This window comes from Roseovarius sp. MBR-79 (assembly GCF_053628555.1).
The window spans coordinates 17,813-44,077 of the sequence record NZ_JBRJGP010000020.1 but is presented as its reverse complement, the minus strand read 5'-3'; the positions used below and the strand labels follow the sequence as shown (position 1 = coordinate 44,077).

The window sequence follows — 26,265 nt, the reverse complement described above, 5'->3', positions numbered from 1 at the left end:
CAGTGTATCTGCTTGTCTTCATTCGAATTCTCCTCGTTCATCTTGCCGAGAAAATTCTACTTTTGAAGCCCCTTAATTTCGGGGGGGATTACCCCCGCAGGTCAAGCTGCCGAAGCGGCTGGACCTCGCACGGGATGCGGACCGGGCATTGGACGGTGTGCCGGGGCTGATCGTGGCGAACTGGGTGGAGGAGCGGTGATGATTCAAGATTGCCGATCAGGATGTTAGTTCCGCATCACCCAAATTCCGCCATGGGTCAATGAACTAGAGCCTCCGATGCATTTCTTAGGAGGCGGCCAAGAATGGTCGCCCGCGAGTCCCCGTTGTTTGGTCGAGCCTTAAGGTAGTGTCCGGCTTGCTGGATGAGATTAACGTTCCGCTTGAGCCCCGTCGGAAAGAGGGCGCCTGCGTCGAACGCAACATTCAGCCTGTCGAGAGAGGATTTACTCCGATGTGCGAGATTGTTTCTCGCTGCTATCGCGGCATTTATGACCGCCCGCTGTTGGGCGTTCAAATTTGCAAATCGCTGTGCATGTGCCGCCGCAAGCCATTGCTGTGCTCGATCTTCGATTGCTGCAAAGTCCGGAAAGGAGGTGTTTCTACCTTCGGGATCAAGGATCTCCTTAAGTTCAGCTTTCGTTAGATGATCTCTATGTTTGAAATCCCCAAACTTATTGAATGCAGCTTCTGCCTTGGGGGCCGCCTGCAAACAGGCCCGAAGGCTATTCTCGAGGTGCTGCATAACCCTTGAGCAGTCTCTGTTGGCATACGCAAAAATCAGATCGTTAACATATCCCTCAAACATCACGCCGATGGTTAGCACATAGTTTTCGGTTGCAATCTTTCTGTCTTCCGCCCCTGCAAGAGCGTTCCACGAGTTCTGATAATACGCGAACTGCTCGTCAAGTTGGGCAGCAAAATCGTTCCATACTCCATTTGGACTAATCTTCCGCATGTGATTCCGGCTCCCGCGACTTCCGCACTTGGCAAGGTAGTCGGAACTAACCCACTGCGCCACATACAGAAGAAGACGGCTGAAGATGCCCACCTCTCGCGAAACCATCCTCGCTGCGCTGCATGCGCGGCTCTCGGCGCTGCCCGCCACCGCCCTGCGCGGTGAGGTGCTGCCTGAGCGTATCCCCACTGAGGGGCTGCTGATCCTGCGGGACGGCGAGCCCGGAGAACCGGATGTCACGCTGTCGCCGCTGGCCTACCACTACCAGCACCGCGCCGAGATCGAGGCGGTCGTCCAGGGCGCGGCGCGTGACGCTGCCTTCGACACGTTGACCGCCAGCATCGGCGCGGCACTCGCCGCCGACCGCACGTTGAGCGGGCTCTGCGACTGGGTCGAGGCGGAAGCGCCGCGCCCTGTGGACCTGCCGGTGGAGGGCGCTGGCAGCCTGAAGGCAGCCATCATCCCGGTTGTGCTGCACTATTCCACGGCCGATCCACTCGGCTGATCCCGACAACCCGAGGAGAACACCATGGCACGAGCCCAGGGGGCGCGGGCGCTGATGGCGCTTGCGTTCGAGACGACCTATGGCACGCCGCCCGCGAGCGGCTTCACCCGCATGCCCTTCGCCAGCACCTCGCTCGGCGCCGAGCAGCCGCTGCTGAACTCGGAGCTTCTCGGCTACGGCCGCGATCCGCTGGCGCCGATCAAGGACGCGGTGACGGCCGATGGCGATGTCGTCGTGCCGATCGATGCGGCCGGTTTCGGGTTCTGGCTGAAGGCGGCGTTCGGCGATCCCGCGACCACCGGTGCTGAGGCACCCTATACCCACGAGTTCCAGTCGGGGTCCTGGACGCTGCCCAGCATGTCGATCGAGACCAGCATGCCGGAGGTCCCGCGCTATGCGATGTATTCCGGCTGCGTGCTCGACCAGATCACCTGGCAGATGCAGCGGTCTGGCCTGCTGACCGCCACGGCGCGGCTGGTGGCGCAGGGCGAGACGGTGGGCACGACCACCAGCGCCGGGACACCCGCAGCGCTGGAGCTGAAGCGCTTCGGCCATTTCAACGGGGCGATCACCCGCAATGGCACCGCCCTCGGCAACGTGGTCTCGGCCGAGATCACCTACGCCAACAACCTCGACCGGATCGAGACTATCCGCTCGGACGGTCGCATCGATGGCGCGGACCCCTCCATCGCCGCACTGACCGGCCGGATCGAGGTGCGCTTCGCCGACCAGACGCTGGTGACGCAGGCGATCAATGGCGAGGCCTGCGAGATGGAGTTCGCCTACGTGCTGCCCTCGGGCGAAAGCTTCACCTTCACCGTGCACGCCGTCTACCTGCCGCGCCCGCGCATCGAGATCTCCGGACCGCAGGGCGTCCAGGCGACATTCGACTGGCAGGCCGCGCGCGGCAGCACCGTCGGGCGGATGTGCACCGCAACCCTCGTGAACGACGTGGAGACCTACTGAGATGCTGACGCTCGACCTGACCAACGCGCCTCGCTGGCACGACCTCGCCCCCGGCGTCCGGGTGCAGCTGCGCCCGCTGACCACCGCGCTGATGGTGGCGACGCGCAACGACCCGGCCGTCGAGGCGGTGCCGAAGGACGCCTCCGACGAGGAGCGCGCTGTCGCCTTCGCCAAGGCGCTGGCGCGACGGGCGATGCTCGCCTGGGAGGGCATCGGCGACGCCGACGGCAACGCCATCGACCCGAGCCCAGAGGCCATCGACGCGCTGCTCGACATCTGGCCGATCTTCGAGGCTTTCCAGCTGACCTACGTCTCCAAGGGTCTGCTGCTGGAACAGGAAAAAAACGCCTCCGCGCTCTCGCCGAATGGTCCTTCGGCGGGGGCGAGCGCTACTGCGAAGCCTGCGGGCAAGCGTGCCCGGACTGCCCGGCGCGGCTGAACCGTCCGGAAACGCCGGAGGGTTGGCAGGTCTGGGACCTCGTCGGCCGCCTCGGAGGCCAGCTGCGCGTACTGCCCGGCGCGGTGATCGGCTGGGACATGTCGGCGGCGCTGGCGCTTGGGAACGCGCTCGGCGTGCCGCCGCTCGCCATGGCCGAACTGCTCCCCGTCATCGAAGCGGTGATGGTCGCCAAACTCAACGAACAGATGGATCATTCCCATGGCGGAAAAACGGGTTAGCGTCCGCCTCGCGGCCGTGGGCGGACGGCAGGTGCGCGCCGAACTGGAAGGCGTTGGCGAGGCCGGGTCGCGCGGTTTCGGGCGGCTCAGCCGCGAGATGGAGGCGGCGAACACCCGGCTGGCGGCCTTCTCGCGGCGTGTTGCTGTGGCTGCTGCAGCTGCAGTGGCCGCCGCAGCCGCCGCCGGTGTGGCCATGGTGCGCTCGGGCCTGCAGACGGTCGATGCGCAGGCCAAGCTCGCGCAATCGCTTGGCACGACCGTCGCCTCGATCCAGACGCTGGAGCGCGCGGGCGAACTGGCTGGCGTTTCCATGTCTGGCATCGAGCAAGCGACGAAGGATCTGACGCGGCGTCTCAGCCAGGCGGCCGCCGGAACCGGCCCTGCCGCTGATGCGCTGGACCGGCTCGGGCTATCGGCCACCGAGCTGATCTCTCTGCCGCTGGACCAGCGCGTCGGCGCGATTAACGCCGCCATCGAAAGCTTCGTGCCTGCCGCCGAGCGCGCGGCCGTCGCGGGGCAGCTCTTCGGCGAGGAAGGCTCGATCGCCATGTCGCGGATCGACACCGCGACGCTGCGCCAGGCGACCGAGGATGTGCTTGCCTTCGGCGTTGTCGTCTCCGAGCAGGATGCCGACCAGATCGAGCGGACGAACGACGCGATCTCCCGGCTGGGGCTGATCTGGCGCGGCCTGTCGAACCAGCTGGCCGTCGCTGCAGCCCCCGCGCTGGAAGCGGTCGCCAACGCGATGGCTGCGGTCGCCAGCCGCACCGGCCCGCTCGGCGTGGCGATCCGCGGTCTCTTCGAGAACATCGGCCGGCTGACCACCTACGCGGCCACTTTCGCCGCCTTCCTCGCGGGACGTTGGGTCACCGGAATGGCCGCTGCGGCGCTCTCCGTGCGCGGCCTCGCCACGGCGCTGGTCGTCCTGCGCGGCGCGCTGATCCGGACCGGCATCGGTGCGCTGATCGTTGGCGCTGGCGAGCTCGTCTATCAGTTCACCCGTCTCGTCTCCGGCGCGGGCGGTTTCGGAGAAGCGATGTCGCTCCTGAAGGACCTCGCGATCGAGGTCTGGGAGCGGATCAGGATGGGCGCGGCGGCTGCGGGTGCTGCGGCCACGGCGATGTTCTTCGACCTGAAGGCCGATGCCGCCTCCGGAATGCAGAGCGCAATCGAGAGCGTCGTCGGTTTCGGCAACACCGCTGCAAACACGTTCGAGGGCGCCTACGAGGCGATCAAGGCGATCTGGGGCTTGCTGCCCGCTGCCATCGGCGATCTGGCGTTTCAGGCGGCCAACAGCCTGGTCGACGGCGTCGAGGCGATGCTGAACGGCGTGGTCTCGCGCATCAACGGCTTCATCGGCGGGATCAACCAGGGGCTGGAAGCGCTCGGGTCGGAGCGCCGCATCTCGCTGGTGCCCGACCTCGACCTCGGCGAGATCGAGAACCGCTTCGAGGGCGCGGCCAGCGCTGCGACCACCGCCGCGCAGGCGGCGTTCGACCGGGCCTTCGAGGACAACCCGCTCACCGCACCCGACCTCGGTCTGACCGAGACGGCAGATCGGGCGCTCGAGTCCGCGAACCTCTATCGCGGCGCGGCACGCGATCTGGCGGAAGGTGCCCGCGCGCCCCTCGAAAGCTGGCAAGCGCTGCGCGATGCCGTGCGCGGCACCGACGGGGCCAGTGCCGATGCGCTGACCGAGGCGACGGGTGCTGCCGAGCGGCTGGAGACGGCGCTTGGTGAAGCCGGGCGCGCCGCTACGGGTGCTGGTGCGGCCGCCGGGGCTGCCGCCGCTGCAGCGGAGCCCGACACCGAGGCCGCCGTCACCGGCTGGCAGGCGGTCACGGCGGCGCTGTCGGACTACGCCAGCAAGGCGCGCGAGATCGGCGGCGATATCGGCCAGAGCCTCGTCGGGGCTTTCCAATCGGCCGAGAACGCGGTGGGCCAGTTCGTGAAGACCGGCAAGCTGAACTTCCGCGACCTCGTCACCTCGCTGCTCGCCGATCTCGCCCAGCTGGCGGCGCGGCGTTTCATCCTTGGGCCGATCGCCAATGCACTCTCGGGTGTCTTCGCTGGTGCGGGCGGCATTTTCGCGAACGTCCTGCATGCGGGCGGGATGGTAGGCTCCGCTGGCCCCTCGCGCATGGTCCCGGCCATGGCCTTCGCTGCCGCGCCGCGCATGCATGGCGGCGGCATGGCCGGCCTCCGCCACGACGAGGTGCCTGCGATCCTGCAGCGGGGCGAGCGCGTGTTGTCGCGGCGCGAGGCACAGAGCTACGGCGCAGGCGGCGGCGTCAACGTCACGATCATGGCCCGCGACGCGGAAAGCTTCCGGCAGTCAAGGACACAGGTGGCTGCCGACATCGCCCGCGCCGTGTCGCTCGGGCGGAGGGGCATGTGATGGCGTTCCACGAGGTGCGGTTTCCCGACAACATCAGCCGAGGCGCGCGGGGTGGGCCGGAGCGGCGCACGCAGATCGTCGAGCTCGCCTCGGGCGACGAGGAGCGCAATGCGAGCTGGGCCAATTCGCGCCGCCGCTACGATGTCGCTTACGGCATCCGCCGCGCGGACGATCTGGCGGCGGTCGTCGCCTTCTTCGAGGCGCGCAACGGGCGGCTCCACGGCTTCCGCTTCAAGGACTGGGGCGACCACAAGTCTTGCCTGCCCTCGGGCACGCCATCGCCTACCGACCAGGCGATCGGCACTGGCGACGGCGCGACGACCGCCTTCCAGCTGGTGAAGCACTACGCCTCGGGCGCGCAATCCTGGACGCGCGCCATCGCCAAGCCGGTGGCGGGCAGCGTTCGCATCGCGCTGTCGGGCGTCGAGCAGGCCTCCGGCTGGTCGGTCGACCCCACGACCGGTGTCGTCACCTTGAGCGCCGCGCCGGGCGCCGGCGTCGAGATCACCGGGGGCTTCGAGTTCGACGTGCCCGTCCGCTTCGACACCGATGTGCTCGACGTGACGCTCGACCTCGAACGGCTCGGCTCGATCACCTCCATTCCGCTCCTGGAGATCCGGCGATGAAGTCTCTCGATCCCGCCCTACAGGCCCATCTGGACGACGGCACGACAACGCTCGCCTTTTGCTGGCGGATCACGCGTGCCGATGGCGAGACACTCGGCTTCACCGACCACGACCGGACGCTGAGCCTCATTGGCACCGACTTCGAGCCCGAGAGCGGTCTGACCGCCTCCGAGGTGCGCTCGGGTTTGGACCTGTCCGTCGATGCGCAGGATGCCGAAGGGGTGCTGACCTCGGATCGGATCACCGAGACCGACATCCTCGACGGCCGCTGGGACAACGCGGCGGTCGAGGTCTGGCGGGTGAACTGGACCAACACCGGCCAGCGCGTGTTGATGCGACGCGGGGCCATCGGTCAGATCCGGCGCGGACGGCTGGCCTTCGTCGCCGAGGTGCGCTCGCTCGCCCATGTGCTCGGCCAGACGGTCGGTCGGACCTTCCAGGCGACCTGCGACGCGGCGCTTGGGGACGCGCGCTGCGGCGTCGATCTGGAGGACCCCGCCTACAAGGGGACGGGCGCCGTCATTGATCTGCTGCGTGACCGGGCCTTCACGGCCTCGGGGCTCGGCGGTTTCGTCTCCGGCTGGTTCATCTTCGGCACGGTCGAATGGACCAGCGGCGCGAATGCCGGGCGGCGCACCGAAGTGCTGGGCCATGACGTGACGGACGGCGTGGCTATCCTGACCCTGCTCGAAGCGCCGGTGCGGTCCATCGGCGAAGGTGATGCCTTCACCATCCGCGCGGGCTGCGACAAGCGGATCGAGACCTGCGGCGTGAAGTTCGCCAACACCGCCAACTTCCGCGGCTTCCCGCACATCCCCGGCCAGGATGCCGTGCTGCGCTACGCCACGAAGGACGGCGGCCACGCCGGATCAGTCTTGTGACGCATCTTCTCCAGTAATGTACCAAAAACGTGCGAGCAATGAGCCGCGACCCGCAACATGCCAGCTCATTGAGCTGTCACATAGGGCGCCCAAACGTTCTCGAAACTTTTCAAATGCAACTTGATTGGAGATCAACTCCCAATCAGTATATGCATTTGCGCAAATCGAACGAATATCTCGGTGATCATCTCCAATGTTTCTAAACTGAGAGCCTGCCGTGTAAGAAATTATCAGAGCGAGAGAAAGTGCTGCCGCGCCAAAGGAGGCGATCAATCCCTTTGTGCGGTCAATGCCGAAAAGATATATTGAAAGTCCGCCTAGTAGTCCCAAGAATGCAGGGATAATGCTGCCGACAGCACCAACGCGACTCATTCCCCCTGCAAGGCCAGTGCATGCGCCGACAATGGACAAGACGACCAGGATTACGCCGATCTCAAAGCTGCGATCTCTTTGCACGAAGAGCGACAGGATGAACGGTACAATGGAGCCGACAGCCACGGAGGCGGTAAAGATCAGTAGGATGTCAACAACATGGTTCATTCAATGCGCACGCCGTTAAAAATGATGTAGTCGCCTTCAATATCGACGCTTGATGAACCGCTAGGAAGTACGTAAAGTCTATCAGGATCCATGGATATTCCATAACTTTCAACTAGTTCTCTTAGGCCATCTGGAGGCGTGCCTTCATGAATTTCGAGGTGCGTTCCTCGTCCGTTGCCAATAAATCCGTTGAATCTTTCTGGTTGGATAAATCTCGGCTCAACCTCGAAGAACGGTGGAGGTGGAGGCGCGGGGTTTCCACCGCCGCCACGCGGGTTCCACGGAACGCAATCAAATGGTCCGGGCGGGCACTCGAGAACAGGTTGAGCGCCCGCCACCGTGCCCCAAAGGGTCAGCAAAGCTATGAATGTAGTTCGCACGGCTTACTCCTTCAAAACTGATGGAGGAACGCTACCAGCACCGCACATATTTGAGAATACTCGATTGTTGACGCATGACCAAGTCGCTAGCCGAGTAGTCACCGTCGCACGCTCCTGGCTCGGCACGCCCTATCACGACCAAGCGAGCCTTCGGGGCGTCGGATGCGACTGCCTCGGGCTCGCCCGAGGCGTCTGGCGCGAGGTCGTCGGCCCCGAGCCGTTCCCGATCCCGCCCTACAGCCGCGACTGGGGCGAGACCGGCCCGCGCGAGGTGCTGGCCGAGGGCGCGCGACGCATGATGATCGAGGTGTCGCCCGCCGACGCCGGACCCGGTGCGCTGGTCCTTTTCCGCATGAAGCCCCACGCGATCGCCAAACATGTCGCGATCCTGACGGGCCCCGACTCCTTCCTCCACGCCTACGAGCGGCTCGGCGTGATCGAGGAATCGCTCACCCAATCCTGGCGGCGGCGCATCGCCTTCGCCTTTCGAATACCTGGACAACGAACGTGTCGCCATCACGCCTTTACGGGCCCGGCCAACAGGAGTTCAGGCAGCCTGCCGAATTGTGAATCGAGCGCGGATGATGCCGTGGTCGCTGGCGCCTTCGATTTCTCGCAATTCCTCGCGATTAAGATGATCGTTGAAGACGTCTAGCCCGTCGAACTTCCACACGCGCTTGCGGCTTTGATCGTAGAGTTCCTGGCTAACCAGAATGTGGTCGAGCGATCCGTGCTGCTTCTTGAAAATGTAGGTGTAGTAGACATCGCGGAGCGAGCGCAGCTGTTGTAGCGCCTGCCCGGAGTAAAGCGCCGTATCGCTGCCTCCAGTTGAAAGAGGCTGTAGAAAATTTGGTTGCTCCGACAGGATGTCGAGGGTGTTGGACTCCTGCCCGTCGTTCAGATCGCCCAGAACAACGACTGGCGTATCGCTTCCCTTTGTAAGATCCGTCACGATCTGACGAACTGCCAGCGCCTCAGCGGTGCGGCGAACTGTAGAAATGGCGGCGCCGATCGCATTTCGATGCGCGCTGTAGAGCGCCCGCTCAGCGCGATACCAGGGCTCCGCGTCGATCCTCGTCGGACCCTTGGATTTGAAATGGCAAACCAGAATGTCGATCGCCGGACGCTGGGCATGCGGGCGTATGGTGAAGCGCAGTACCGGACGCGAGAAGCTGCTGATCGCCACGGATATTGACGGTGTCTGTGGGTCCCCACCACGACTTTCAAGCCGAAACGACGGTGGAAAGGCAGTTATCCATTCTGGCTCTCCTTCCAGCATCCCCTTGCGCACGGCTCCTGCACAGGTGATCCGCTGGCCCGAATGTCCTTGCGGCACAATGAGATCGTACTCGTCTTCAAGCCCCGCTTCGGCGAACATCCGCTCGAGCGGCCCTGTGTGCCAGAGTTCCTGAAACCCAAAGGCATCCGCCCGCGCTCGCCTCAGCATGGCCGCCGACCAACTGACCTTCCGCGCCACCAACTCCTCTGAATGTCCGGCCGCATTTGAATATATCGGCAGACCGGGTTCGTTCAGATTGTAAAGATTGAACGTTGTAAATGAAACAGTTCTGGCTTCCATCAAACGCGCGCCCCTTACAGCCGTGAGTCAATGGTGCAGGAGCGAGCGATTCTGATCAAGAAGTTCGCGGCTGCCTAAACCCAATCCTGTTCTTCTGGCCCTGAGAGCACGCGAGCCGCAGCCCCTCGTCTGAACGTCAACGCATGCCTCAACCTCTCACTTTCGGAAAATAAAGCATGGCCACCCTCGTTCTCGGCGCGGCCGGCGCCGCCATTGGCGGCAGCATCGGCGGCGCGATCCTCGGCGTGAGCGCCGCCACCATCGGCGGCTTCATCGGCTCCAGCATCGGCTCCGTCGTCGACAGCTGGATCATCTCGTCGCTGGCGCCCACCCAGCGCATCGAGGGCGCGCGGCTCGACAGTCTCCGTATCACGTCGTCCACCGAGGGCGCGGTCATCCCGCGGCTCTACGGCCGGATGCGGATGGGCGGCAACATCATCTGGGCGACGGATTTCCGCGAGGAGACGAAGACCACCACGCAGGGCGGCGGCAAGGGCGGCGGGGGCGGCAAGGTCAAGACCACCGAGTATCTCTACTACGCCTCCTTCGCCGTGGCGCTCTGCGAAGGCCCGATCACCGGCATCGGTCGCATCTGGGCCGACGGCAAGCCGATGGACCTCTCCGGCGTCACCTGGCGCTGGTATCCGGGCGACGAGGCGCAAGCCGCCGATCCGTTCATTGCCGCGAGGATGGGCGGCGCCAACACCCCCGCCTATCGCGGCACGGCCTATGTGGTTTTCGAGGAACTGGCGCTCTCCACCTATGGCAACCGGCTGCCGCAGCTCTCCTTCGAAGTCTTCCGACCGCTCGCCGATCCCGACACCGCCGAGGGGCTGGTGCAGGCGGTCACGATGATCCCGGCCTCGGGCGAGTTCACTTACGCCACGCAGGCCATCCGCAAGACCGATGGCGGCGCGACGGTGCCGGAGAACCTGAACGCGCTGGCCGACTCCACCGACATGGTCGAAGCGCTCGACCGGCTGCAGGCCATGGCCCCGGCGGTCGAGAGCGTCAGCCTCGTCGTGGCGTGGTTCGGCGACGACCTGCGCGCGGGGTCCTGCAAGGTGCGGCCGGGCGTCGAGGTGTCGGCCAAGTCGACCACGCCCACCAGCTGGTCAGTCAACGGCGTCAGCCGCGCCAGCGCCTTCCTCGTCAGCCGCGACGATCAGGATCGCCCCGTCTATGGCGGCACCCCGGCCGACTTCGCGGTGGTGCAGGCCATCCAGGAGATGAAGGCGCGCGGACTGCGGGTGACCTTCTATCCCTTCATCCTGATGGACGTGCCGCCCGGCAACACCCTGCCGAACCCGTATTCCGACAACGCCGCCGGGACGGGCCAGCCCGCTTTCCCCTGGCGGGGGCGGATCACTTGTTCCCCGGCTGCGGGGTTCGCCGGAACGGTGGACAAGACCGCCACGGCGGCAAGCCAGGTCGCGGCGCTGTTCGGCTCGGCCACACCGGCCAACTTCAGCGTCTCGGGTCAGTCGGTTTCCTGGACCGGGCCATCCGGCGACTGGGGCCTGCGGCGCATGGTGCTGCACTATGCCCATCTCTGCGCGGCGGCGGGCGGCGTGGACGCCTTCCTGATCGGTACCGAGATGCCGGGGCTGACGACGATCCGCTCGGGGGCCAGCAGCTATCCGGCGGTGCAGGCCTATCGGGACCTGCTCGCGGATGTGCGCTCGATCCTCGGCTCCGGGACCAAGATCGGCTATGCGGCCGACTGGTCGGAGTATTTCGGGCATCAGCCGGGCGATGGCAGCGGTGACGTGTTCTTTCACCTCGATCCGCTCTGGGCCGATCCGGAGATCGATTTTGTCGGGATCGACAACTACATGCCGCTGTCGGACTGGCGGGACGGGTTCGAGCATGCCGATGCGGCCGAGGGCTGGCCCGCGATCTACGACCGCGCCTACCTGCAGGTGAACATCGCGGGCGGCGAAGGCTTCGACTGGTTCTATGCCTCGGCCGCGGATCGGTCGGCACAGGTCCGCACCCCGATCACTGACGGCGCCGCCAGCAAGCCTTGGGTCTTCCGTTACAAGGATCTGCGCGCCTGGTGGTCGAACGCGCATTACGACCGCCCGAGCGGGGTGGAGAGCGGGACGCCGACGGCATGGGCGCCGCAGTCGAAGCCGATCTGGTTCACCGAGCTCGGCTGTCCCGCCATCGACCGGGGCACCAACCAGCCGAACGTCTTCTTCGACCCGAAGTCGTCGGAAAGCTTCACGCCGCATTTCTCGCGCGGCTGGCGCGACGACGCCATCCAGCGGGCCTATCTCGAGGCGACCTGGCTCTGGTGGGGCGCCCCGGCGAACAACCCGCTGTCCTCGGTCTACGGCGGGCCGATGGTGCATGTGCCGGAATGCGCCGCCTGGACCTGGGACGCGCGGCCCTATCCCTTCTTTCCGGCGCTGACCGACGTCTGGACGGATGGGGCGAACTGGCGGCTCGGCCACTGGCTGACGGGGCGGCTGGGCGCGGTGTCGCTCGCGGCGCTCGTCCGGCACCTCTGCCTGCGCGCAGGGCTGCCCGAAGATCGCATCGACGTCACCGGCCTCTGGGGCGCGGTCGAAGGCTACGCCATCACCGCGCTTGAAAGCCCGCGCGCCTCGATCACCACGCTGTCGCGCCACTTCGGCTTCGACGCGGTCGAGACCGAAGGAGTGATCCGCTTCATCATGCGCGGCCGGGCCTCCGTCGCCACCCTCACGCCCGACGATCTGGTGGCCCCGAACGCGGGGAGCGGCCCCCGCGAGGGCGACGTGCTGGAACTGACCCGCGGCCAGGAGACAGAACTGCCCCAGGCGCTGAAGTGGCAGGTCGCCCGCGCCGACGAGGATTACGACGCGGCCCTCGTCGAGGCGCGACGCATCACCGTGGACACGACGCGCATCGCCTCGGAGTCCTTCCCGATGGCGGTGCCGCCCGAAGAAGCCGAGAGGCGCTGCCGCCGCGCGCTGATGGAGGCGTGGGTGGGGCGCGAGACGGCGGCGTTCCGTCTGCCGCCCTCGCGCCTCGCGTTCGATCCGGCCGACGCGATCCGGCTCGCCCATGACGGGCGGCTGGTCGATCTTCGGCTCGTCTCCATCGCCGACGCGGAGGCGCGCGGCATCGAGGCGGTGCGCCAGGATCGGGCGACCTACGACCTGCCGCCCGGCGATCCGCGCGCGGCGTCGCTGACGCGGGCCGTCGTGTTCGGCGCGCCGGATGCGGTGCTGATGGACCTGCCGCAGCTGACTGAGGACCAGCCTGCGCACCGGCCGCTGGTCGCGGCGCATGCCGTGCCGTGGCCCGGCGAGATGGCGGTCTTCCGCAGCCCGTCGACGGACGGGTTTGAGTTGCTGACCACGTTCGGCAGCCGCGCCCGGATCGGGGTGCTGGTCTCCAACCTCTACGCCGGTCCCACCTCGCGCTTCGATCTCGGCAATGCGCTGGTGGTCGATCTGCTGACCGGGACGCTCGAGAGCGTAACAGACCTGACGCTCTTCGGCGGGGCGAACGCGCTGGCGATCGAGAGCGCGCCCGGCGCCTGGGAGATCGTGCAGGCGGGCGCGGCCGACCTGCTGGCGCCGGGCCGGTATCGGCTGACCCGGCTGCTGCGCGGCCAGCGCGGCACCGAGGGCGCGATGGGGAACCCTGCGCCCGCAGGCGCCCGCGTGGTGGTGCTCGACGACAGCCTCGCCTCGCTGCCCATCTCCGAGGCCGATCTCGGCATCCCTTGGAACTGGCGCATCGGGCCGGCCAGCCGCCCGGTCGGCGACGAGACCTATGTCGCGCAGATTTTCACGCCCGCAGGCGTGGGGCTGCGACCCTTCTCTGTCGCCCATGTCGAGCAGCCATGGCGCAGGCCGCGCACACCGGGCGATCTGACGATCCGCTGGACTCGGCGATCCCGCGCGCTCGCGGCCGACAGCTGGGGCGGGCTTGAGGTGCCGCTCGGAGAAGAGCTCGAAGCCTACGAGATCGAGATCCTCGACGGCGCCACCGTGAAGCGGGTGCTGAGCACCGCCACCACCAGCGCGCTCTACACCGCCGCCGCCCAGCAAACCGCCGACTGGGGCGCGCCGCTCGGCCTTGGCGACACCCTCACCGTCCGCATTTTCCAGCTCTCCGCTCTTGTCGGGCGGGGCGCGCCCAAGACCGTCACGCTCTTGTTCTGAAGGCTTCTCCCATGTCCGACGCCACGACCCATCTCCTGCTGCCCTACATCCTGGTGGCGCAGGCCCAGAAGCATGTCACCCACAACGAGGCGCTGCGGATCCTCGACGGGCTCGTCCAGCTCTCCGTCCTCGACCGGGACCTGACCGCGCCGCCTGGCAGCCCTACGGATGGCGACCGCTACATCGTCGCCTCGGGCGCGACGGGCGACTGGGCGGGCTGGGATCTGAACGTGGCGCTCTGGACCGATGGCGCCTGGCTCCGGCTGCCACCCCGGACCGGCTGGCGCGCGTGGGTCGAGGATGAGGGCCTGCTGCTGGTCTATGACGGCGCGGGCTGGGTCGGGACCACGCCCGCCGCGCTGCAGAACCTCGCGCTTCTGGGTCTGGGCACGACGGCGGACGCCTCGAACCCGTTCTCGGCCAAGCTGAACGCTGCGCTCTGGACGGCAAAGACCGTGGCCGAGGGCGGCACGGGCGATCTGTTCTACACCATGAACAAGGAGACCGCGGCCGACGACCTCGGGCTGACCCTGCAGACCGGCTTTGTGACCAAGGCGCTGGTCGGGCTCTTTGGCTCCGACCGCTTCCGGCTGGCGGTCTCGGCCGACGGCGGCACCTTCTTCGACGGGCTCAGCGTCGACAACGCCAACGGCATCGTCGACCAGCCCCGGCTCCCGCGGTTCAAGGCATGGACCAACTACGACAACTATGTCGGCGTCGGCACCTGGACGAAAATCGGCCTGAACAACACCGACTACAACGACCAGGGCGCCTTCGATGCCGCGAACAATCACTTCGTGGCCCCGGTCGACGGCACCTACCTTTTCGGCGCGACGCTGCTCTACAAGATCAACGCCAGCACGACCGCGCGCATGCGGGGGCGGCTGGTGCTGAACGGCACGACCGAAATCCGGGGCTCCTTCGGCGAAATCTCTGCCACCCATGTTTCGCTCGCCACCGCGATCTGGCTGCAGACCATGGTGCCGCTGACCGCGGGCGATACCGTCGAGCTGCAGGGGTATTTCCGGGTCGCGGACGGCTACTTCGCCGCCGATCACACGTCCTTCTGGGGCTGCAAGGTCGGCTGAGCAGCGGAAGGAGGACCCGATGACACCACCCAGATCCGAGGGCTTCGTGCGCATGCCCGACGCCGAGTTCGAGGCGATCCTGACGCGAGCGGCCGAGGAAGGCGCGAAGCGCGCACTCGCCGATGTCGGGCTCGACGGCGACGAGGCCGCGCTCGACATCCGCGATCTGCGCTCGCTCGTCGACTGCATCCGGCTGGTGCGGCGCACCGCGATGCAGACGGCCGTCCGCATGATCACCACCGGCATCATGCTGGCGCTGCTCGCGGGCATCGCCATCAAGCTCAAGATCTTCGGCGGCAGTCCTTAGCCGCGCCCCATCCCCATTCATCGGCCCGCAATGACCCGCCCTTGAGGCGGGTTTTTCGTTTTCGGAGGACCCCCATGACGACGACCTTCTACAGCCATTGGCGCGACGTGCCTGAGAGCGCCTGGCGCTGGCCGAATTTCAGCCCGGCCGAAATCGCCTGCCGGGGCACCGGCAAGCTGCTGGTCAACGAACCCGCCCTCGACAAGCTGCAGGCGCTGCGCGATCGGCTGGGCAAACCGCTGATCGTCCGCTCGGCCTATCGCAGCCCCGAGCACAATCGAGCGGTCGGCGGGGCCATGGCGTCGAAGCACATGGACGGCACGGCGTTCGATATCGCCATGTCGAACCACGACCCAGTGGCCTTCGAGGCGGCGGCGCGGGAGGTCGGGTTTCTCGGCTTCGGCTTCTACCCGCGCTCCGGCTTCATGCACGTTGACCTCGGCCCCGCGCGCCAGTGGGGCGAGCGGTTCCCGATTCGGGCGACGGCATTTGCAGCGGAGACGCCGCCCGCGCGCGAGGTGCTGGCCGACAGCCGCACCATGAAGGGTGGTGGCGCGGCCGGTGTCGCCACGCTGGGCGCGGCCGGGGTCGATGTCGCGCAGAGCGTCCTCGCCGAGACCCAGACCGCGATCCTGCCGCTGGTGCCGTATCTCGATACGCTTCGATGGGTGTTCATCGCCGTGGCACTCGGGGGGATCGCGGTCACCATCTATGCCCGCCTCGACGACTGGAAGCGGGGGCGGCGGTGATCGCCGCACTTCTCACCGGGATCGCCGCCAGCCCTTGGGGGCGGGCGGCGCTGCGCTGCGGAGCCATCGCGCTGGCAGTGCTCCTGTTCCTGTTTTCGCTTCGGCGCTCCGGGGAGCGAGCAGGACGCCTCGCCGAACGCCTTGAAACCACGGAGAAGGCCAATGATGTCCAACGCCAGATGCTGGAGGCCGCGGCGCGTCGCCCTCGCAATCGCAGCGATCTCGCTGACCGGCTGCGCAAAGGTCGTTTCTGACCCCCGCGTCGCGACCGTCTGCCGACCGGTGGTCGAGTATAGCCGCGAGTTCCAGGCACAGGCGGCCGAGGAACTGGCTCTGCTGCCGGAGCGATCGGTGATCGCGGAAATGCTGGCCGACTACGCCGTGATGCGCGAGCAGGCGCGAAGCTGCTGATGTTCCATCATTTGTCATGTCCTGCGCATCGTGTCTCGTGCGATGGTGTTCGCAGGTTCTGTCGGCAACCTGAGGGAAGCCTGAAAACCGGAAGACGACCCCGGACGCGGCGACTCCAGAATGAGTTGGCTTCCGATCCGGTCCGCGATGGCAACGACGATGGCAAGGCCGAGTCCGCTGCCATCGGTGCCTGGGTTTGCCCGCTCAAAACGGACCGTCAGGCGGTCGAGGGTGTCGCGCGGCAGGACGGGACCGTCGTTCGACACGATCAATTGCGCATCTCCCGTCAGGGTCACATCGACTGGCGCAGTCTCCGCCCCATGACGAAGCGCATTCTCCACGAGATTCCGGCAGAGGATGCCGAAGGCGTCAGGGTCGATATCCGACATGACGGCCGTGTCCGGTAGGGTCAGCGCGATGCGGCCCGGCGCGCTCGCGCGCGCCAGATCGTCCACCACAACACGCGCAACGGCTCTCAGGTCTGCGCTTCGGTCCATCCGCAGGCGCCCACCTTCCGCCCGCGCAAGCTGCATCAGGCGTTCGGAAAGCCGCGTCAGGCGCTTCAGCGTCGCCTCGATCTCTGCAGCGCGCGCGTCGGTGGCCGGGTCACTCGTCTCCGACCGAAGCCGCTGCGCCTGAGCGATGGCCCCTGCTAGCGGGGTTCGCAGTTCGTGCGCTGCATTGGCGGCAAAGCTGCGCTCCGCCTCGAACGCTGCGCGCAACCTGGCCAAAAGGCTGTTCAGGGTCGCGGCCAGCGGGCCGATCTCTGTCGGCAGATCGTGGGCGGTAACCTCCGAGAGGTCGCGGGCGCCGCGCGCCTCGAGCTGCGCGCGGAACCGGCGCAGGGGGGCAAGGCTGAAGCGAACGGCCATCACGATCGCCGCAAGCGCGAGGGGCAGCACAATCAGGAGCGGCAGGCCGAGGCCCATCTGGATTTCCCGCGCGACGGACGCGCGATGCGCCAACGGTTCGGCAACCGTGATGCGGATCGTCCCCCGGAGCGCCGCGTCGCTGTAGAGCCGGTGAGTTGCGGTCTGGCGGAACCCCGGCCCATCGTAGGGCGGGAAAACTGCGGGGTCTGCCGCATGGGACTGCAGCAGGATCAGACCCTCGGCGTCCCGCACGAGATAGGTGAACAACTCGTCGTGCTCGCGAATGGGCGCGAGCCGTTGGGTCACTCCCTGGTCCTCGCGTCCGACGATGTCGGTCACCGCCAGCGGCAGGATGCGTTCCGCAGTTTCGCGCAAGGCGCTGTCGAAGACCTCGTCCATCTCGCCCCGCACGATCACGGCCGTCACCGAAGCGGCCAGCAGCCACAGGACCGTCAGCACGAGGCCCAGCGACAGGCCGAGCCGCGCCTGAAGGCTGGCGGGCCACTTCATGCTTTGCCCAGTCTGTAGCCCATTCCGCGCTCGGTCTCGATAACCGCGCTCCCCAGCTTCTTGCGAAGACGGCTGACATGAACCTCGATGGTGTTGCTCTCCACCTCCACGTCGAAGGCATAGAGCTTCTCCTCCAACTGCGCCTTCGACAGAAGCTGACCCGGGCGGGACAGAAACGCCTCGAAGAGCGCCCATTCCCGCGCCGTCAGCTGGACGGACTTGCCGTCGCGATAGATGCTGTGCGCGGCCAGGTCGATCTCAAGCGGCCCGTGCGTGATGATCGGGTTCGGGTTGCCGCTGTAGCGCCGGGCGACGGAGCCGATGCGCGCTGACAGTTCGGCGAGATCGAAAGGCTTCACGAGATAGTCGTCGGCCCCCGCGTTCAGCCCCTCGATCCGGTCCGACACCTGGTCCATCGCCGTCAGGATGATGACCGGCGTCGCTTCGCCCCGCGCGCGCAAGCCCTTGAGGAACCCGATGCCACGGCCGTCCGGCAACATGAGATCGAGCAGGATCAGATCAAAGGACGTGGCGCGCACGGCGTCGCCGGCAACGTCGAGCCGCGTGACCCAGTCCACCGACTGGCCATCCGCGGCTATCTGGTCGCGCACCGCGGCGCCCAGCACCGTATCGTCCTCGATCAGCAGGATGCGCATGTTGGTCCCGTTCCTTTCCCGATGACCCTCCATGACTTGTCTGGCTGACGCAAAGCTGACGCCGCCGGGCTCCGAACTTCAGGCTCCCGTCAGCTTCGCCGCGCATGTGTTGCATCAAGAGGCGTGCCACGAGGAGTTTGCCCCATGAAGAAGACATTGACAATTCTCGGCTTTCTCGCGGTCTTCCCGGCTGGGGTTGCGCTTGCCGATGACGACTGCTTCGTGCCCATGGCGGACTGGCAGCCGAGGGATGCCGTTCAGCGCCTCGCCGAAGACAACGGGTGGACTGTGCGCCGCATCAAGATCGACGACGGCTGCTACGAGATCGACGGCCGGGATGCCGAGGGGCGCCGGATCGAGGTGACAGTTCATCCCGCCACGCTGGAAGTTATCGAGTTCGAATACGAAGACGATGAGGACGAAGACGATCGCTCTCGCAGGGATCGGGAGCAGCGAAGCGATGACTGATCTGGCGCAGCCCGCAAAGAACGTCAACTTGGGGCCGGTCTGGTCGTCCATTTCCTGGACGACAGCTGTTGGCAATGTTCTGAATCTGTCCGGCCCCTTGCTGGTCGCCCTGCTGTGCGTTCTGGCGGGGCTGCTCGGCTTCACCACGTATGCGTCCTACGGTTCGGAGGCAGCCATCGGTATTGCCGTCGGGGCCGCGGCGGTGGTCGCCATGAGCCAGACCCTGATCCTTGCCGCACGACCGCGTCTGCTGGAGCCGTTGTTCGGTGGGCTCGACCGCATGTACCGGGTCCATAAGTGGCTGGGTATCTCCGCGATGGTCCTGATGATCCTGCACCAGCAAATCGAACCGGATTTCGAGCGGACTGTGCGCGAGACCGGTTTGGGGGAGCTGGCCGAGGAGGCAGGGGAATTCGCCTTCAATTCGCTGCTCGTGCTGATCGCGATCAGCTGGTTCCGGCGCCTGCCGTTTATCGGGCTGGAGATTCCCTATCAGTTATGGCGTTTCAGCCATCGGTTCATGGGCGTTCTTTTCGCCGTCATCGTGTTCCACCAGGTCTTCGTCGACATGCCGACCGGGGTCGATCCGTCGCTGTCGGTGATGCTGAACACGTTCGGGCTCGGTGGCGTGATCGCCTGGGTGCATACCGAATTCGTCGCGCCGCGCCTGCGGCGGCGGGAGTACACGGTCAGCGACATCAGCCGACATGGCGACACCACCGCGTTGACGCTCAGCCCCAAAGGGCGGGCCTTGCGCTGGCGGCCTGGGCAGTTCGCCTTCTTCCGCGCGCCGGAAGCGGGTTTTTCCGAACCGCACCCGTTCACGATCGCCAGCGCACCACGCCCTGACGGCGCGCTGTCCCTGTCAATCAAGGGGTTGGGTGGCTGGACCCGGCGCTTGCCTGACGCCCTTCGAACCGGGATGAACGTGCAGGTCGAGGGGCCCTATGGCCGGTTCGACTTCCGCAAGGGTGGCGCGCGCCAGATCTGGCTTGCGGGCGGCATCGGCATCACGCCGTTCCTTGCGTGGGCGGAAAGCCTGACCGAGGCGGAGCGGCGAAACATTCACCTCGTTCATTGTGTCAGCACACCCGAAGAGGCGATCGGGTTGGAGATCCTTGAAGCGGCGGCGGCGCGCAACCCGCGGTTCAGCTTTCATGTGGTCGCAACCGCGCGTGATGGGCGCCTGACGGCCGAACGTCTGATCGGTATGGCGCCATTCGCGGTCCGGGATGCCGATCTGTGGTTCTGTGGCCCGAAGGGCCTGAAAGACGGAATCCTGAAGGGTTTGAAGGCGCTGGACCAGACGCCGCGACGCGTCCGCTTCGAGTATTTCGAGTTCGCCTGACAAGCAGAACATCCGTTCGGCGCACTTACCAGGCTCCGCTCGCGCCCCAGCTTCCCGCCCCGCCAGATCGGCGGGGCGTTTTTTTCCTGACGGCAAGCTGAAGCGGGAATCGCAAGGCCGTCAGGAAGGCCTCAGGTCAGGTCTGCATATCGGTCTCAGAAAACGAAAAGGAGACCCTCCGATGCGAAAGACCCTCACCCTTCTTGTCGCCTCCACAGCGCTGACCGCCGTGATCGGCAGCACCGCCTGGAGTGCGATGAGCACCGCCCCCGATGGGAGCCCTCGGCACTTCGCGGCGATCTGGCAGGACGCGGCGCAGTCCTTGCCCCTCATCCTCGCCAGTGACGACGATGACGACGATGACGACGATGAGGAAAACCGCGGCTCGCTGCGTGATCACGACGACGATGATGACGAAGAAGACTGCGACGACGACGATGATGACGACGACGACTGCGGCACCGGCGCTCCCAATCCTGCGCCCGCCGGCACCGTCGCCCCACCGCAGAACGGGCTTTTCGGGAACGGCGCTCCGCCGCAGGTCCAGGTGAACTGAGCCACTCCGCCGCAACTCTCCGAACAAGGACCGATCCGATGAAACTGAAATCTCTTCTCGCAACGCTCGCGCTCACCACTGCGCTGACGCTTCCCGGCCTCGCCATGGCAAGGCCGGTGACGCTCACCACGACCCTAAACACCTACGGCGGCGACGGCGCCTACCTCGCGCTCTATGTCACCGACGCCTCGGGCGCCTATGTCGGCAGCCTCTGGATGGCCGGCGACAAGTCGAAGTACTACGAGCATCTGAGCGATTGGTACCGCGCCACCGGCGGCGACACTGCTCAGGTCAACGGCATCACCGGCGCCAGCGTCGGCGCGGGCCGCACGCTCGAGATCACGCTCGATCTGGCCGACGCGCTGTTCGATGCGGGCTACACGCTCCACATCGACGCGGCGGTCGAGGACATGCGCGACAGCCCGAACGAGGTGGCCGTCCCGCTGACGACCGCTGGCGCCGGCACGCCGGTGACCGGCAGGCGCTACATCGCCACCTTCGCCTACGACATGTGAGGGGTGATGGCCATGATCCGTGCACTCCATCGCTGGCCGGGTCTCTTGGCCCTCGCTCTCGTCACCGTCCTATCCCTGAGCGGCGCGGCACTGTCGGTCTTCCCTGCTGCCGAGCGCATTGCCGCGCCGCAGGCCGAGGCGGGCATGACGGTGGCCACCCTCGCGGATCGTATCCAGGGCACCTATCCGGGCGTCGAGCAGATCCGCCGCGCGCCCTCGGGCCGGATCACGGCCTACTGGTTCGATCAGGGCACGCCCGGCGCCGCTGTGGTCGACCCCGCCACGGGTCAGGGTGCGGCCTCCGCCGACCCCAACCAGACGCAACGCTGGCTTACCAACCTGCACCGCTCGCTGTTCCTCGGCGATGGCGGGCGCATCGCCACGGCCGTGGGTGCCGCAGCCATGTTGGTGCTCGCGCTTTCAGGTGTCCTGCTGGTCACCCGACGTGCGGGCGGCTGGCGGCACTGGTTCGCACGGCTGCGCGGCCCGCTCGCTGGCCGACTGCATGTCGAGATCGCCCGCATCGCGGTGGTCGGCCTTGTCCTGTCGTCGACCACCGCCCTGTGGATGACGGCGTCCACCTTCGATCTGCTTCCCGGTGGCGGCGTGCCAGCCATGCCGGTTGAGGTGAGCGGCGAGACGGGGTTCGCGCCTGGTCAGATGCTCCTCCTGGTGGAGACGCCTGTCGACGAACTGCGGGAATTGAGCTTTCCCTATCCCGGCGATGCGACGGACGTCTTCACGCTGAAGACCGACCAGGGGACCGGGTATCTCGATCAGGGCACCGGTGCGCTGCTGGCCTGGACCGACCTGACCGGGTGGGAACGCCTATCAGAGACCATCTACATGCTGCACACCGGACAGGGCGCGGCGACGCTTGGCCTCGTTCTGGGGCTGATGGCGCTCGGCGTTCCGGCGATGGGCGTGACTGGCGTTGTCGTCTGGCGCGCGGGACGGAGGGGGCGGCCGCGCATCCGGGGCAATCAGCCCGCGGGCGGGGCCCAGACGATCCTGCTCGTCGGCAGCGAGGGCGGCAGCACCTGGGGCTTTGCCGCCACGCTCCACGCCGCACTGACGCAAGCCGGCCAGAGGGTGCACACAGCACCGATGTCGGCCTTCGCGCCAAAACGCTATGCTGCGGCCAACCGGATCATCGTGCTGGCCGCGACATATGGCGACGGCGCGGCGCCTGCCTCGGCCAAGGGCTTTCTCGACCGGCTGGCAGCAGCCGACAACGCACCCGGCGCGCCCCTGGCTGTTCTCGGCTTCGGCGACCGCAGCTTTCCGGCCTACTGCGCCTTCGCCAAGGCTGTCGCGGCTGCCGCCGAGGCGAAGGGCTGGCGGCAGCTCATGGCCATCGACACCATCGACCGTCAGTCGCCGCAGGACTTCGCCCGCTGGGGCCGCGCCGTCGGAGACGCTATGGGGGTCGATCTCGAGCTGTCCCACGAGCCCGTTCGCCCGGCAACCGAGACGCTGACCCTCGTCTCGCGTCGGGACTACGGCGCAGAGGTGCAGGCCCCAACCGCGATCCTTCGCTTCGCCCTGCCGCGCGTCAGCCTGTGGCAGCGGTTCGTCGGGGCGGGCTTCGCCCGGTTCGACGCGGGCGATCTGATCGGCATCATGCCCGAGGGGAGCCCCGTGCCGCGTCTCTACTCGCTCGCCTCTGCGCGCCGCGACGGTTTCATCGAGATTGTGGTCAAGAAGCATCCCGGAGGCCTCGCCTCTGGCCAGTTGACCGCTCTCGAACCCGGCGACACAGTCACCGCCTTCCTCCGCCGCAATCCTGGCTTCCGCACGGGGCGGGGCCGCGCCCCGCTGATCCTGATCGGCGCAGGCACAGGGATCGGACCTCTGGCGGGCTTCGTGCGCGGCAATGCCGGGCAGCGGCCCGTCCACCTGTTCTTCGGCATGCGTCATCCCGCCAGCGACTTCTTCTACGGCGAGGAGCTGCGCGCCTGGCAGAAAGAGGGCCGTCTGACCCGTCTGGTCACGGCCGTCTCGCGCGGGACACGACCGCACTACGTCCAGGACGCGCTTCGCGGGGACGCGGCGCAGGTCGCTCAGCTCATCCGCGACGGGGCCCGTGTGATGGTCTGCGGTGGACGCGATATGGCGGCGGGTGTGGCGGATGCGCTGGCAGAGATCCTTGCACCGACCGGGCTCACCCCAGCGGCTCTGAAGACGGAGGGGCGGTATGTCGAAGATGTCTACTGAAAGTGTGCGCTTTGCCCTGAACGGCCCGACCATGGGCACGCGCTGGTCGGCGCTCTTCTTCGCGCCGGATGGCTTCGATCCGGCGCCGGTCGAGGCAGCGCTCCAGGCGGCCACGGGCGAGGTCGACGCGCAGATGTCCACATGGAACGCGGGCAGCGATCTGATGCGCCTGAACGGAGCGCCTGTTGGCGCTGGGGTCATGGTACCGGATCGGCTGAGCGAGGTTCTCCGACTTGGTCTGGAGATCGGTCTTGCCTCTGGCGGGGCCTTCGACATCGGCATGGGCGACGCGGTGACGGCCTGGGGGTTCGGGTCCGAAGCAGCGGCGCCCGAGCGCATCCGCGGCGCCATGACGGCCAGACGTGTGCCCACCCATCAGGCGCTCGAGATCGACAGGACGACAGGTCTCGTCCGCAAGACTTCGCCGCTGGCGCTGGACCTCAATGGCATCGCCAAGGGGTATGGCGTCGACCGGCTGGCCGAGACGCTGGCGGTGCATGGGATCGGTAACGCGCTTGTCGGCATCGACGGGGAGATGCGTGCGCTCGGGCTCCGGCCTGACGGGGAAGCATGGACCATCGCTGTAGAAGCGCCTGACCCCGCCCGCCGCGCGCCCCATACCATCCTCGCGCTGCAGGACGCCGCCGTGGCGACCTCGGGGGACTACCGGCACTGGGTCGAGGTGCAGGGCCGCCGCCTGTCGCACACCATGGACCCCGCGCGCGGCGCCCCACTGCTCGCGTCGCCCGCCTCGGTGACGGTCGTCGCCCGGACCTGCGCCGAGGCGGATGCGTGGGCGACGGCGCTGATGGTAAAAGGAAGCTTGGAGGGCGCGATGTTGGCGCGTAGATGTAACTTGAACGCTCTCTTCATTGATCGTGAGGGCGATCATCTTCGCGAAACGAGAGTGGGACGGCTGTTCGAGACCCGTCCGGATCCCGAGCGCGTGAACTGACGCCGGGACATGCACCAGATGACACCCTTGTTTCATGATCGCCTGAACGTCGCCCTGCTGAGCATGGCATTGCTCGGCTTGGTATCCGGCCTCGTCCTATGGCTGGTGGGGCAGCCGGACCTTGCCGGGATTGCGTGGGCGGCCGGTGTCATCCCGGTTCTCTTGGCGCTCTGCGTCGAGATCGTGCGCAGCCTGGCACAAGGCGAGGTCGGGCTGGACATCGTCGCGGCGCTGTCGATGTCGGCAGCACTGCTGTTCGGGGAAACCCTTGCGGCGGCAGTCGTGGCGCTGATGTATTCGGGCGGCACCTTCCTCGAAAGCTTCGCACAGGGTCGTGCCCGGCGCGAGATGAGTGACCTTCTGTCCCGCGTGCCCCGGACCGCCACCCGTCACCGCAAAGGCGCGCTCGACGAGGTGCCGCTGGACGACATCGCCCCGGGCGATCTTCTGCTGATCCGCCAGGGTGACGTTGCCCCCGTGGACGGGACAGTCGAGAGCGCGGGCGCGATGTTGGACCAGTCCGCGCTGACCGGCGAGTCGATGCCCGTCCGTCTGGCACAGGGGCAGGACGTGATGAGCGGCTCGACCAATGCGGGCGAGGCCTTTGACCTGCGTGTCACACGGCGCGCGGCGGACAGCACCTATGCCGGGATCGTCCGGCTGGTCGAGGCGGCGCAGAAATCCAAGGCGCCAATGGCGCGGTTGGCCGACCGCTACTCGCTGCTGTTCCTCGCCGTGACCGTCGCGTTGGCAACCGCCGCCTGGTGGTTCACGGGCGATCCGATCCGGGCAGTTGCGGTATTGGTGGTGGCGACGCCGTGCCCGCTGATCCTCGCCGTTCCGGTGGCATTGGTAGCCGGGCTTTCGCGCGCGGCCCACTTCGGGGTGCTGATCAAGGGCGCGAAACCGCTCGAGGCGCTGGCCCGGATTACGACGCTGATCCTCGACAAGACCGGCACGCTGACCGACGGACGCCCGCAGATCGTGTCGATCGACAGGCATGGCGATTTGTCCGAGGACGACATTCTCTACTTCGCCGCAGCCCTCGATCAGGCATCGAAACACCCGATCGCACAGGCAATCGTCGGGGCGGCCCAGGCGCGCGGGATCGCCTTGCCGATCCCCGCGAGCGTGGTCGAGACGCCCGGCGAAGGCGTTGCCGGGACAATCGACGGACGCAGGGTCGTGGTGGGTGGCGCGGGTTTCGTCGCAACGCAGCTTGGCGTCGCCGACCCCGAAAGCACGGTGGTCGAGGCGGGATCGGTCGTGGTTTCGCTTGGCGTCGACGGAAAACTGGCCGGCCACATCGTGATGGCCGACGCATTGCGCGCCGGCACGGCCGACCTGCTTTCAGGGCTTCGACGTCTGGGCGTCGGCCGTATCCTGCTTGCGACAGGCGATCGCCGCGCCGTTGCCGAGGCCGTGACGGCGGGCCTTGGCCTCGATGCCGTGCGCGCCGATCTGACCCCCGACCAGAAGGTTCTGCTGGTCCTGACCGAGCGCAAGAACGGTCCGGTCATGATGGTGGGCGACGGTGTCAACGACGCACCCGCGCTGGCGGCCGCCGACATCGGTGTCGCGATGGGCGCGCGTGGGGCGGCGGCTTCGGCCGAAGCGGCCGATGTCGTGCTGCTGGTCGATCACCTGGATCGCCTTCTGCCAGGAATCGAGATCGCGCAACGATCCCGCCGCATCGCCGTTGAGAGCGTCGCGGCAGGGATTGGTCTCTCGGTCGTGGGCATGGTCGCCGCGGCCTTCGGCTACCTGTCCCCGGTGCAGGGCGCGCTCCTGCAGGAGTTGATCGACGTGGCGGTCATCCTCAACGCATTGCGAGCTCTCAGGATCGTGCCGGGTCACGCAGGTCAGATAGAGGGCAGCCCTGGCGATACAGCGGCTCATCGCCCGCCCACGCCGACAATCACCGCAACATGACCCGGAAGGC

The 26,265-nt window shown here is 66.9% G+C and carries 26 protein-coding genes and 2 pseudogenes; 22 read left to right on the top strand and 6 right to left on the bottom strand.

The genetic code is table 11. The annotated features are described in order from the left end of the window. Nucleotides 1-88 precede the first annotated feature (88 nt). Nucleotides 89-199: pseudogene (locus ACSSV8_RS16865) on the top strand (DUF6441 family protein); the annotation flags it as partial. Between the two features lie 57 nt (nucleotides 200-256). On the opposite strand, the gene ACSSV8_RS16860 reads toward ACSSV8_RS16865, so the two are convergent. After that, nucleotides 257-955 carry a hypothetical protein gene (locus tag ACSSV8_RS16860; protein WP_454283236.1) on the bottom strand — a complete coding sequence of 233 codons (699 nt, stop codon included), beginning with the start codon at nucleotides 953-955 and terminating at the stop codon, nucleotides 257-259. An 85-nt stretch (nucleotides 956-1,040) separates the two neighbouring features. Between ACSSV8_RS16860 and ACSSV8_RS16855 the strand changes: the two genes are divergently transcribed. From ACSSV8_RS16855 to ACSSV8_RS16825, 7 genes are all read left to right on the top strand, one after another. Beyond that, nucleotides 1,041-1,460 carry an acyl-CoA transferase gene (locus ACSSV8_RS16855; RefSeq protein WP_454283235.1) on the top strand — a complete coding sequence of 140 codons (420 nt, stop codon included), beginning with the start codon at nucleotides 1,041-1,043 and terminating at the stop codon, nucleotides 1,458-1,460. 24 nt (nucleotides 1,461-1,484) lie between these two features. Further along, the gene (locus ACSSV8_RS16850) at nucleotides 1,485-2,426 is read left to right on the top strand and encodes a phage tail tube protein (RefSeq protein ID WP_454283234.1); all 942 of its coding nucleotides are present in this window, start codon (nucleotides 1,485-1,487) and stop codon (nucleotides 2,424-2,426) included. 1 nt (nucleotide 2,427) lies between these two features. After that, complete coding sequence (locus tag ACSSV8_RS16845) at nucleotides 2,428-2,865, top strand: hypothetical protein (protein ID WP_454283233.1); 438 nt, start codon at nucleotides 2,428-2,430, stop codon at nucleotides 2,863-2,865. Between the two features lie 83 nt (nucleotides 2,866-2,948). Beyond that, entirely contained in the window at nucleotides 2,949-3,104 is a 156-nt protein-coding gene (locus tag ACSSV8_RS16840; protein WP_155064687.1) for a DUF7697 family protein, read from the top strand. Then, nucleotides 3,085-5,502, top strand: a complete 2,418-nt coding sequence (locus ACSSV8_RS16835) for a phage tail tape measure C-terminal domain-containing protein (RefSeq protein WP_454283232.1) — start codon at nucleotides 3,085-3,087, stop codon at nucleotides 5,500-5,502. Before ACSSV8_RS16840 ends, ACSSV8_RS16835 begins: the two co-directional genes overlap by 20 nt. Beyond that, nucleotides 5,502-6,128 carry a phage distal tail protein, Rcc01695 family gene (locus ACSSV8_RS16830; protein ID WP_454283231.1) on the top strand — a complete coding sequence of 209 codons (627 nt, stop codon included), beginning with the start codon at nucleotides 5,502-5,504 and terminating at the stop codon, nucleotides 6,126-6,128. The genes ACSSV8_RS16835 and ACSSV8_RS16830 overlap by 1 nt, the downstream gene beginning before the upstream one ends. Beyond that, complete coding sequence (locus tag ACSSV8_RS16825) at nucleotides 6,125-7,009, top strand: DUF2163 domain-containing protein (protein WP_454283230.1); 885 nt, start codon at nucleotides 6,125-6,127, stop codon at nucleotides 7,007-7,009. Before ACSSV8_RS16830 ends, ACSSV8_RS16825 begins: the two co-directional genes overlap by 4 nt. Here the strand turns inward: ACSSV8_RS16825 and ACSSV8_RS16820 are convergent. Together ACSSV8_RS16820 and ACSSV8_RS16815 are read right to left on the bottom strand one after the other, a co-directional pair. Continuing rightward, complete coding sequence (locus tag ACSSV8_RS16820) at nucleotides 6,998-7,549, bottom strand: hypothetical protein (protein ID WP_454283229.1); 552 nt, start codon at nucleotides 7,547-7,549, stop codon at nucleotides 6,998-7,000. The two genes, ACSSV8_RS16825 and ACSSV8_RS16820, sit on opposite strands and share 12 nt — an antisense overlap. Continuing rightward, a complete protein-coding gene (locus ACSSV8_RS16815; RefSeq protein WP_454283228.1) occupies nucleotides 7,546-7,929 on the bottom strand; it encodes a hypothetical protein in 384 nt (127 codons plus the stop codon). The genes ACSSV8_RS16820 and ACSSV8_RS16815 overlap by 4 nt, the downstream gene beginning before the upstream one ends. A gap of 67 nt (nucleotides 7,930-7,996) precedes the next feature. On the opposite strand from ACSSV8_RS16815, the pseudogene ACSSV8_RS16810 reads away from it, so the two are divergent. Next, nucleotides 7,997-8,425 (top strand): annotated as a pseudogene (locus ACSSV8_RS16810) (NlpC/P60 family protein); the annotation flags it as partial. 51 nt (nucleotides 8,426-8,476) lie between these two features. Here ACSSV8_RS16810 and ACSSV8_RS16805 read toward each other — a convergent pair. Then, nucleotides 8,477-9,508, bottom strand: coding sequence for an endonuclease/exonuclease/phosphatase family protein (locus ACSSV8_RS16805; protein WP_454283227.1), 1,032 nt, complete (start codon nucleotides 9,506-9,508; stop codon nucleotides 8,477-8,479). A gap of 176 nt (nucleotides 9,509-9,684) precedes the next feature. On the opposite strand from ACSSV8_RS16805, the gene ACSSV8_RS16800 reads away from it, so the two are divergent. The 6 genes from ACSSV8_RS16800 (at nucleotide 9,685) to ACSSV8_RS16775 (ending at nucleotide 16,226) form a co-directional block, all read left to right on the top strand. Continuing rightward, complete coding sequence (locus ACSSV8_RS16800) at nucleotides 9,685-13,671, top strand: baseplate multidomain protein megatron (RefSeq protein WP_454283226.1); 3,987 nt, start codon at nucleotides 9,685-9,687, stop codon at nucleotides 13,669-13,671. 11 nt (nucleotides 13,672-13,682) lie between these two features. Further along, nucleotides 13,683-14,759, top strand: a complete 1,077-nt coding sequence (locus tag ACSSV8_RS16795) for a DUF2793 domain-containing protein (RefSeq protein ID WP_454283225.1) — start codon at nucleotides 13,683-13,685, stop codon at nucleotides 14,757-14,759. A gap of 19 nt (nucleotides 14,760-14,778) precedes the next feature. Continuing rightward, nucleotides 14,779-15,066, top strand: a complete 288-nt coding sequence (locus tag ACSSV8_RS16790; RefSeq protein WP_454283224.1) for a DUF6127 family protein — start codon at nucleotides 14,779-14,781, stop codon at nucleotides 15,064-15,066. Nucleotides 15,067-15,140: 74 nt separating this feature from the next. Continuing rightward, nucleotides 15,141-15,815: a D-Ala-D-Ala carboxypeptidase family metallohydrolase gene (locus ACSSV8_RS16785; RefSeq protein WP_454283223.1), complete on the top strand. Its 675-nt coding sequence runs from the start codon at nucleotides 15,141-15,143 to the stop codon at nucleotides 15,813-15,815. Next, entirely contained in the window at nucleotides 15,812-16,069 is a 258-nt protein-coding gene (locus tag ACSSV8_RS16780) for a hypothetical protein (RefSeq protein ID WP_454283222.1), read from the top strand. The genes ACSSV8_RS16785 and ACSSV8_RS16780 overlap by 4 nt, the downstream gene beginning before the upstream one ends. A gap of 28 nt (nucleotides 16,070-16,097) precedes the next feature. Then, a complete protein-coding gene (locus ACSSV8_RS16775; RefSeq protein WP_454283221.1) occupies nucleotides 16,098-16,226 on the top strand; it encodes a hypothetical protein in 129 nt (42 codons plus the stop codon). Nucleotides 16,227-16,240: 14 nt separating this feature from the next. Here ACSSV8_RS16775 and ACSSV8_RS16770 read toward each other — a convergent pair whose 3' ends face one another. Both ACSSV8_RS16770 and ACSSV8_RS16765 read right to left on the bottom strand, forming a co-directional pair. Further along, nucleotides 16,241-17,608: an ATP-binding protein gene (locus ACSSV8_RS16770; RefSeq protein ID WP_454283220.1), complete on the bottom strand. Its 1,368-nt coding sequence runs from the start codon at nucleotides 17,606-17,608 to the stop codon at nucleotides 16,241-16,243. Continuing rightward, complete coding sequence (locus ACSSV8_RS16765) at nucleotides 17,605-18,264, bottom strand: response regulator transcription factor (protein WP_454283219.1); 660 nt, start codon at nucleotides 18,262-18,264, stop codon at nucleotides 17,605-17,607. Before ACSSV8_RS16765 ends, ACSSV8_RS16770 begins: the two co-directional genes overlap by 4 nt. A gap of 144 nt (nucleotides 18,265-18,408) precedes the next feature. On the opposite strand from ACSSV8_RS16765, the gene ACSSV8_RS16760 reads away from it, so the two are divergent. The 7 genes from ACSSV8_RS16760 to ACSSV8_RS16730 all read left to right on the top strand — a co-directional run bounded on the left by ACSSV8_RS16760 (nucleotide 18,409) and on the right by ACSSV8_RS16730 (nucleotide 26,255). Then, a complete protein-coding gene (locus tag ACSSV8_RS16760; RefSeq protein WP_454283218.1) occupies nucleotides 18,409-18,732 on the top strand; it encodes a PepSY domain-containing protein in 324 nt (107 codons plus the stop codon). Continuing rightward, complete coding sequence (locus ACSSV8_RS16755; RefSeq protein ID WP_454283217.1) at nucleotides 18,725-20,080, top strand: ferredoxin reductase family protein; 1,356 nt, start codon at nucleotides 18,725-18,727, stop codon at nucleotides 20,078-20,080. Before ACSSV8_RS16760 ends, ACSSV8_RS16755 begins: the two co-directional genes overlap by 8 nt. A gap of 181 nt (nucleotides 20,081-20,261) precedes the next feature. After that, nucleotides 20,262-20,636 (top strand): hypothetical protein, encoded by a 375-nt coding sequence (locus ACSSV8_RS16750; RefSeq protein ID WP_454283216.1) that lies wholly within the window; start codon nucleotides 20,262-20,264, stop codon nucleotides 20,634-20,636. A 44-nt stretch (nucleotides 20,637-20,680) separates the two neighbouring features. Beyond that, a complete protein-coding gene (locus tag ACSSV8_RS16745) occupies nucleotides 20,681-21,151 on the top strand; it encodes a DUF2271 domain-containing protein (protein ID WP_296641917.1) in 471 nt (156 codons plus the stop codon). A 12-nt stretch (nucleotides 21,152-21,163) separates the two neighbouring features. Next, nucleotides 21,164-23,368, top strand: a complete 2,205-nt coding sequence (locus ACSSV8_RS16740) for a PepSY domain-containing protein (RefSeq protein ID WP_454283215.1) — start codon at nucleotides 21,164-21,166, stop codon at nucleotides 23,366-23,368. Further along, nucleotides 23,349-24,323: an FAD:protein FMN transferase gene (locus ACSSV8_RS16735; protein WP_454283214.1), complete on the top strand. Its 975-nt coding sequence runs from the start codon at nucleotides 23,349-23,351 to the stop codon at nucleotides 24,321-24,323. The genes ACSSV8_RS16740 and ACSSV8_RS16735 overlap by 20 nt, the downstream gene beginning before the upstream one ends. An 18-nt stretch (nucleotides 24,324-24,341) precedes the next feature. Beyond that, the gene (locus tag ACSSV8_RS16730) at nucleotides 24,342-26,255 is read left to right on the top strand and encodes a heavy metal translocating P-type ATPase (protein WP_454283213.1); all 1,914 of its coding nucleotides are present in this window, start codon (nucleotides 24,342-24,344) and stop codon (nucleotides 26,253-26,255) included. Nucleotides 26,256-26,265: the final 10 nt, after the last annotated feature.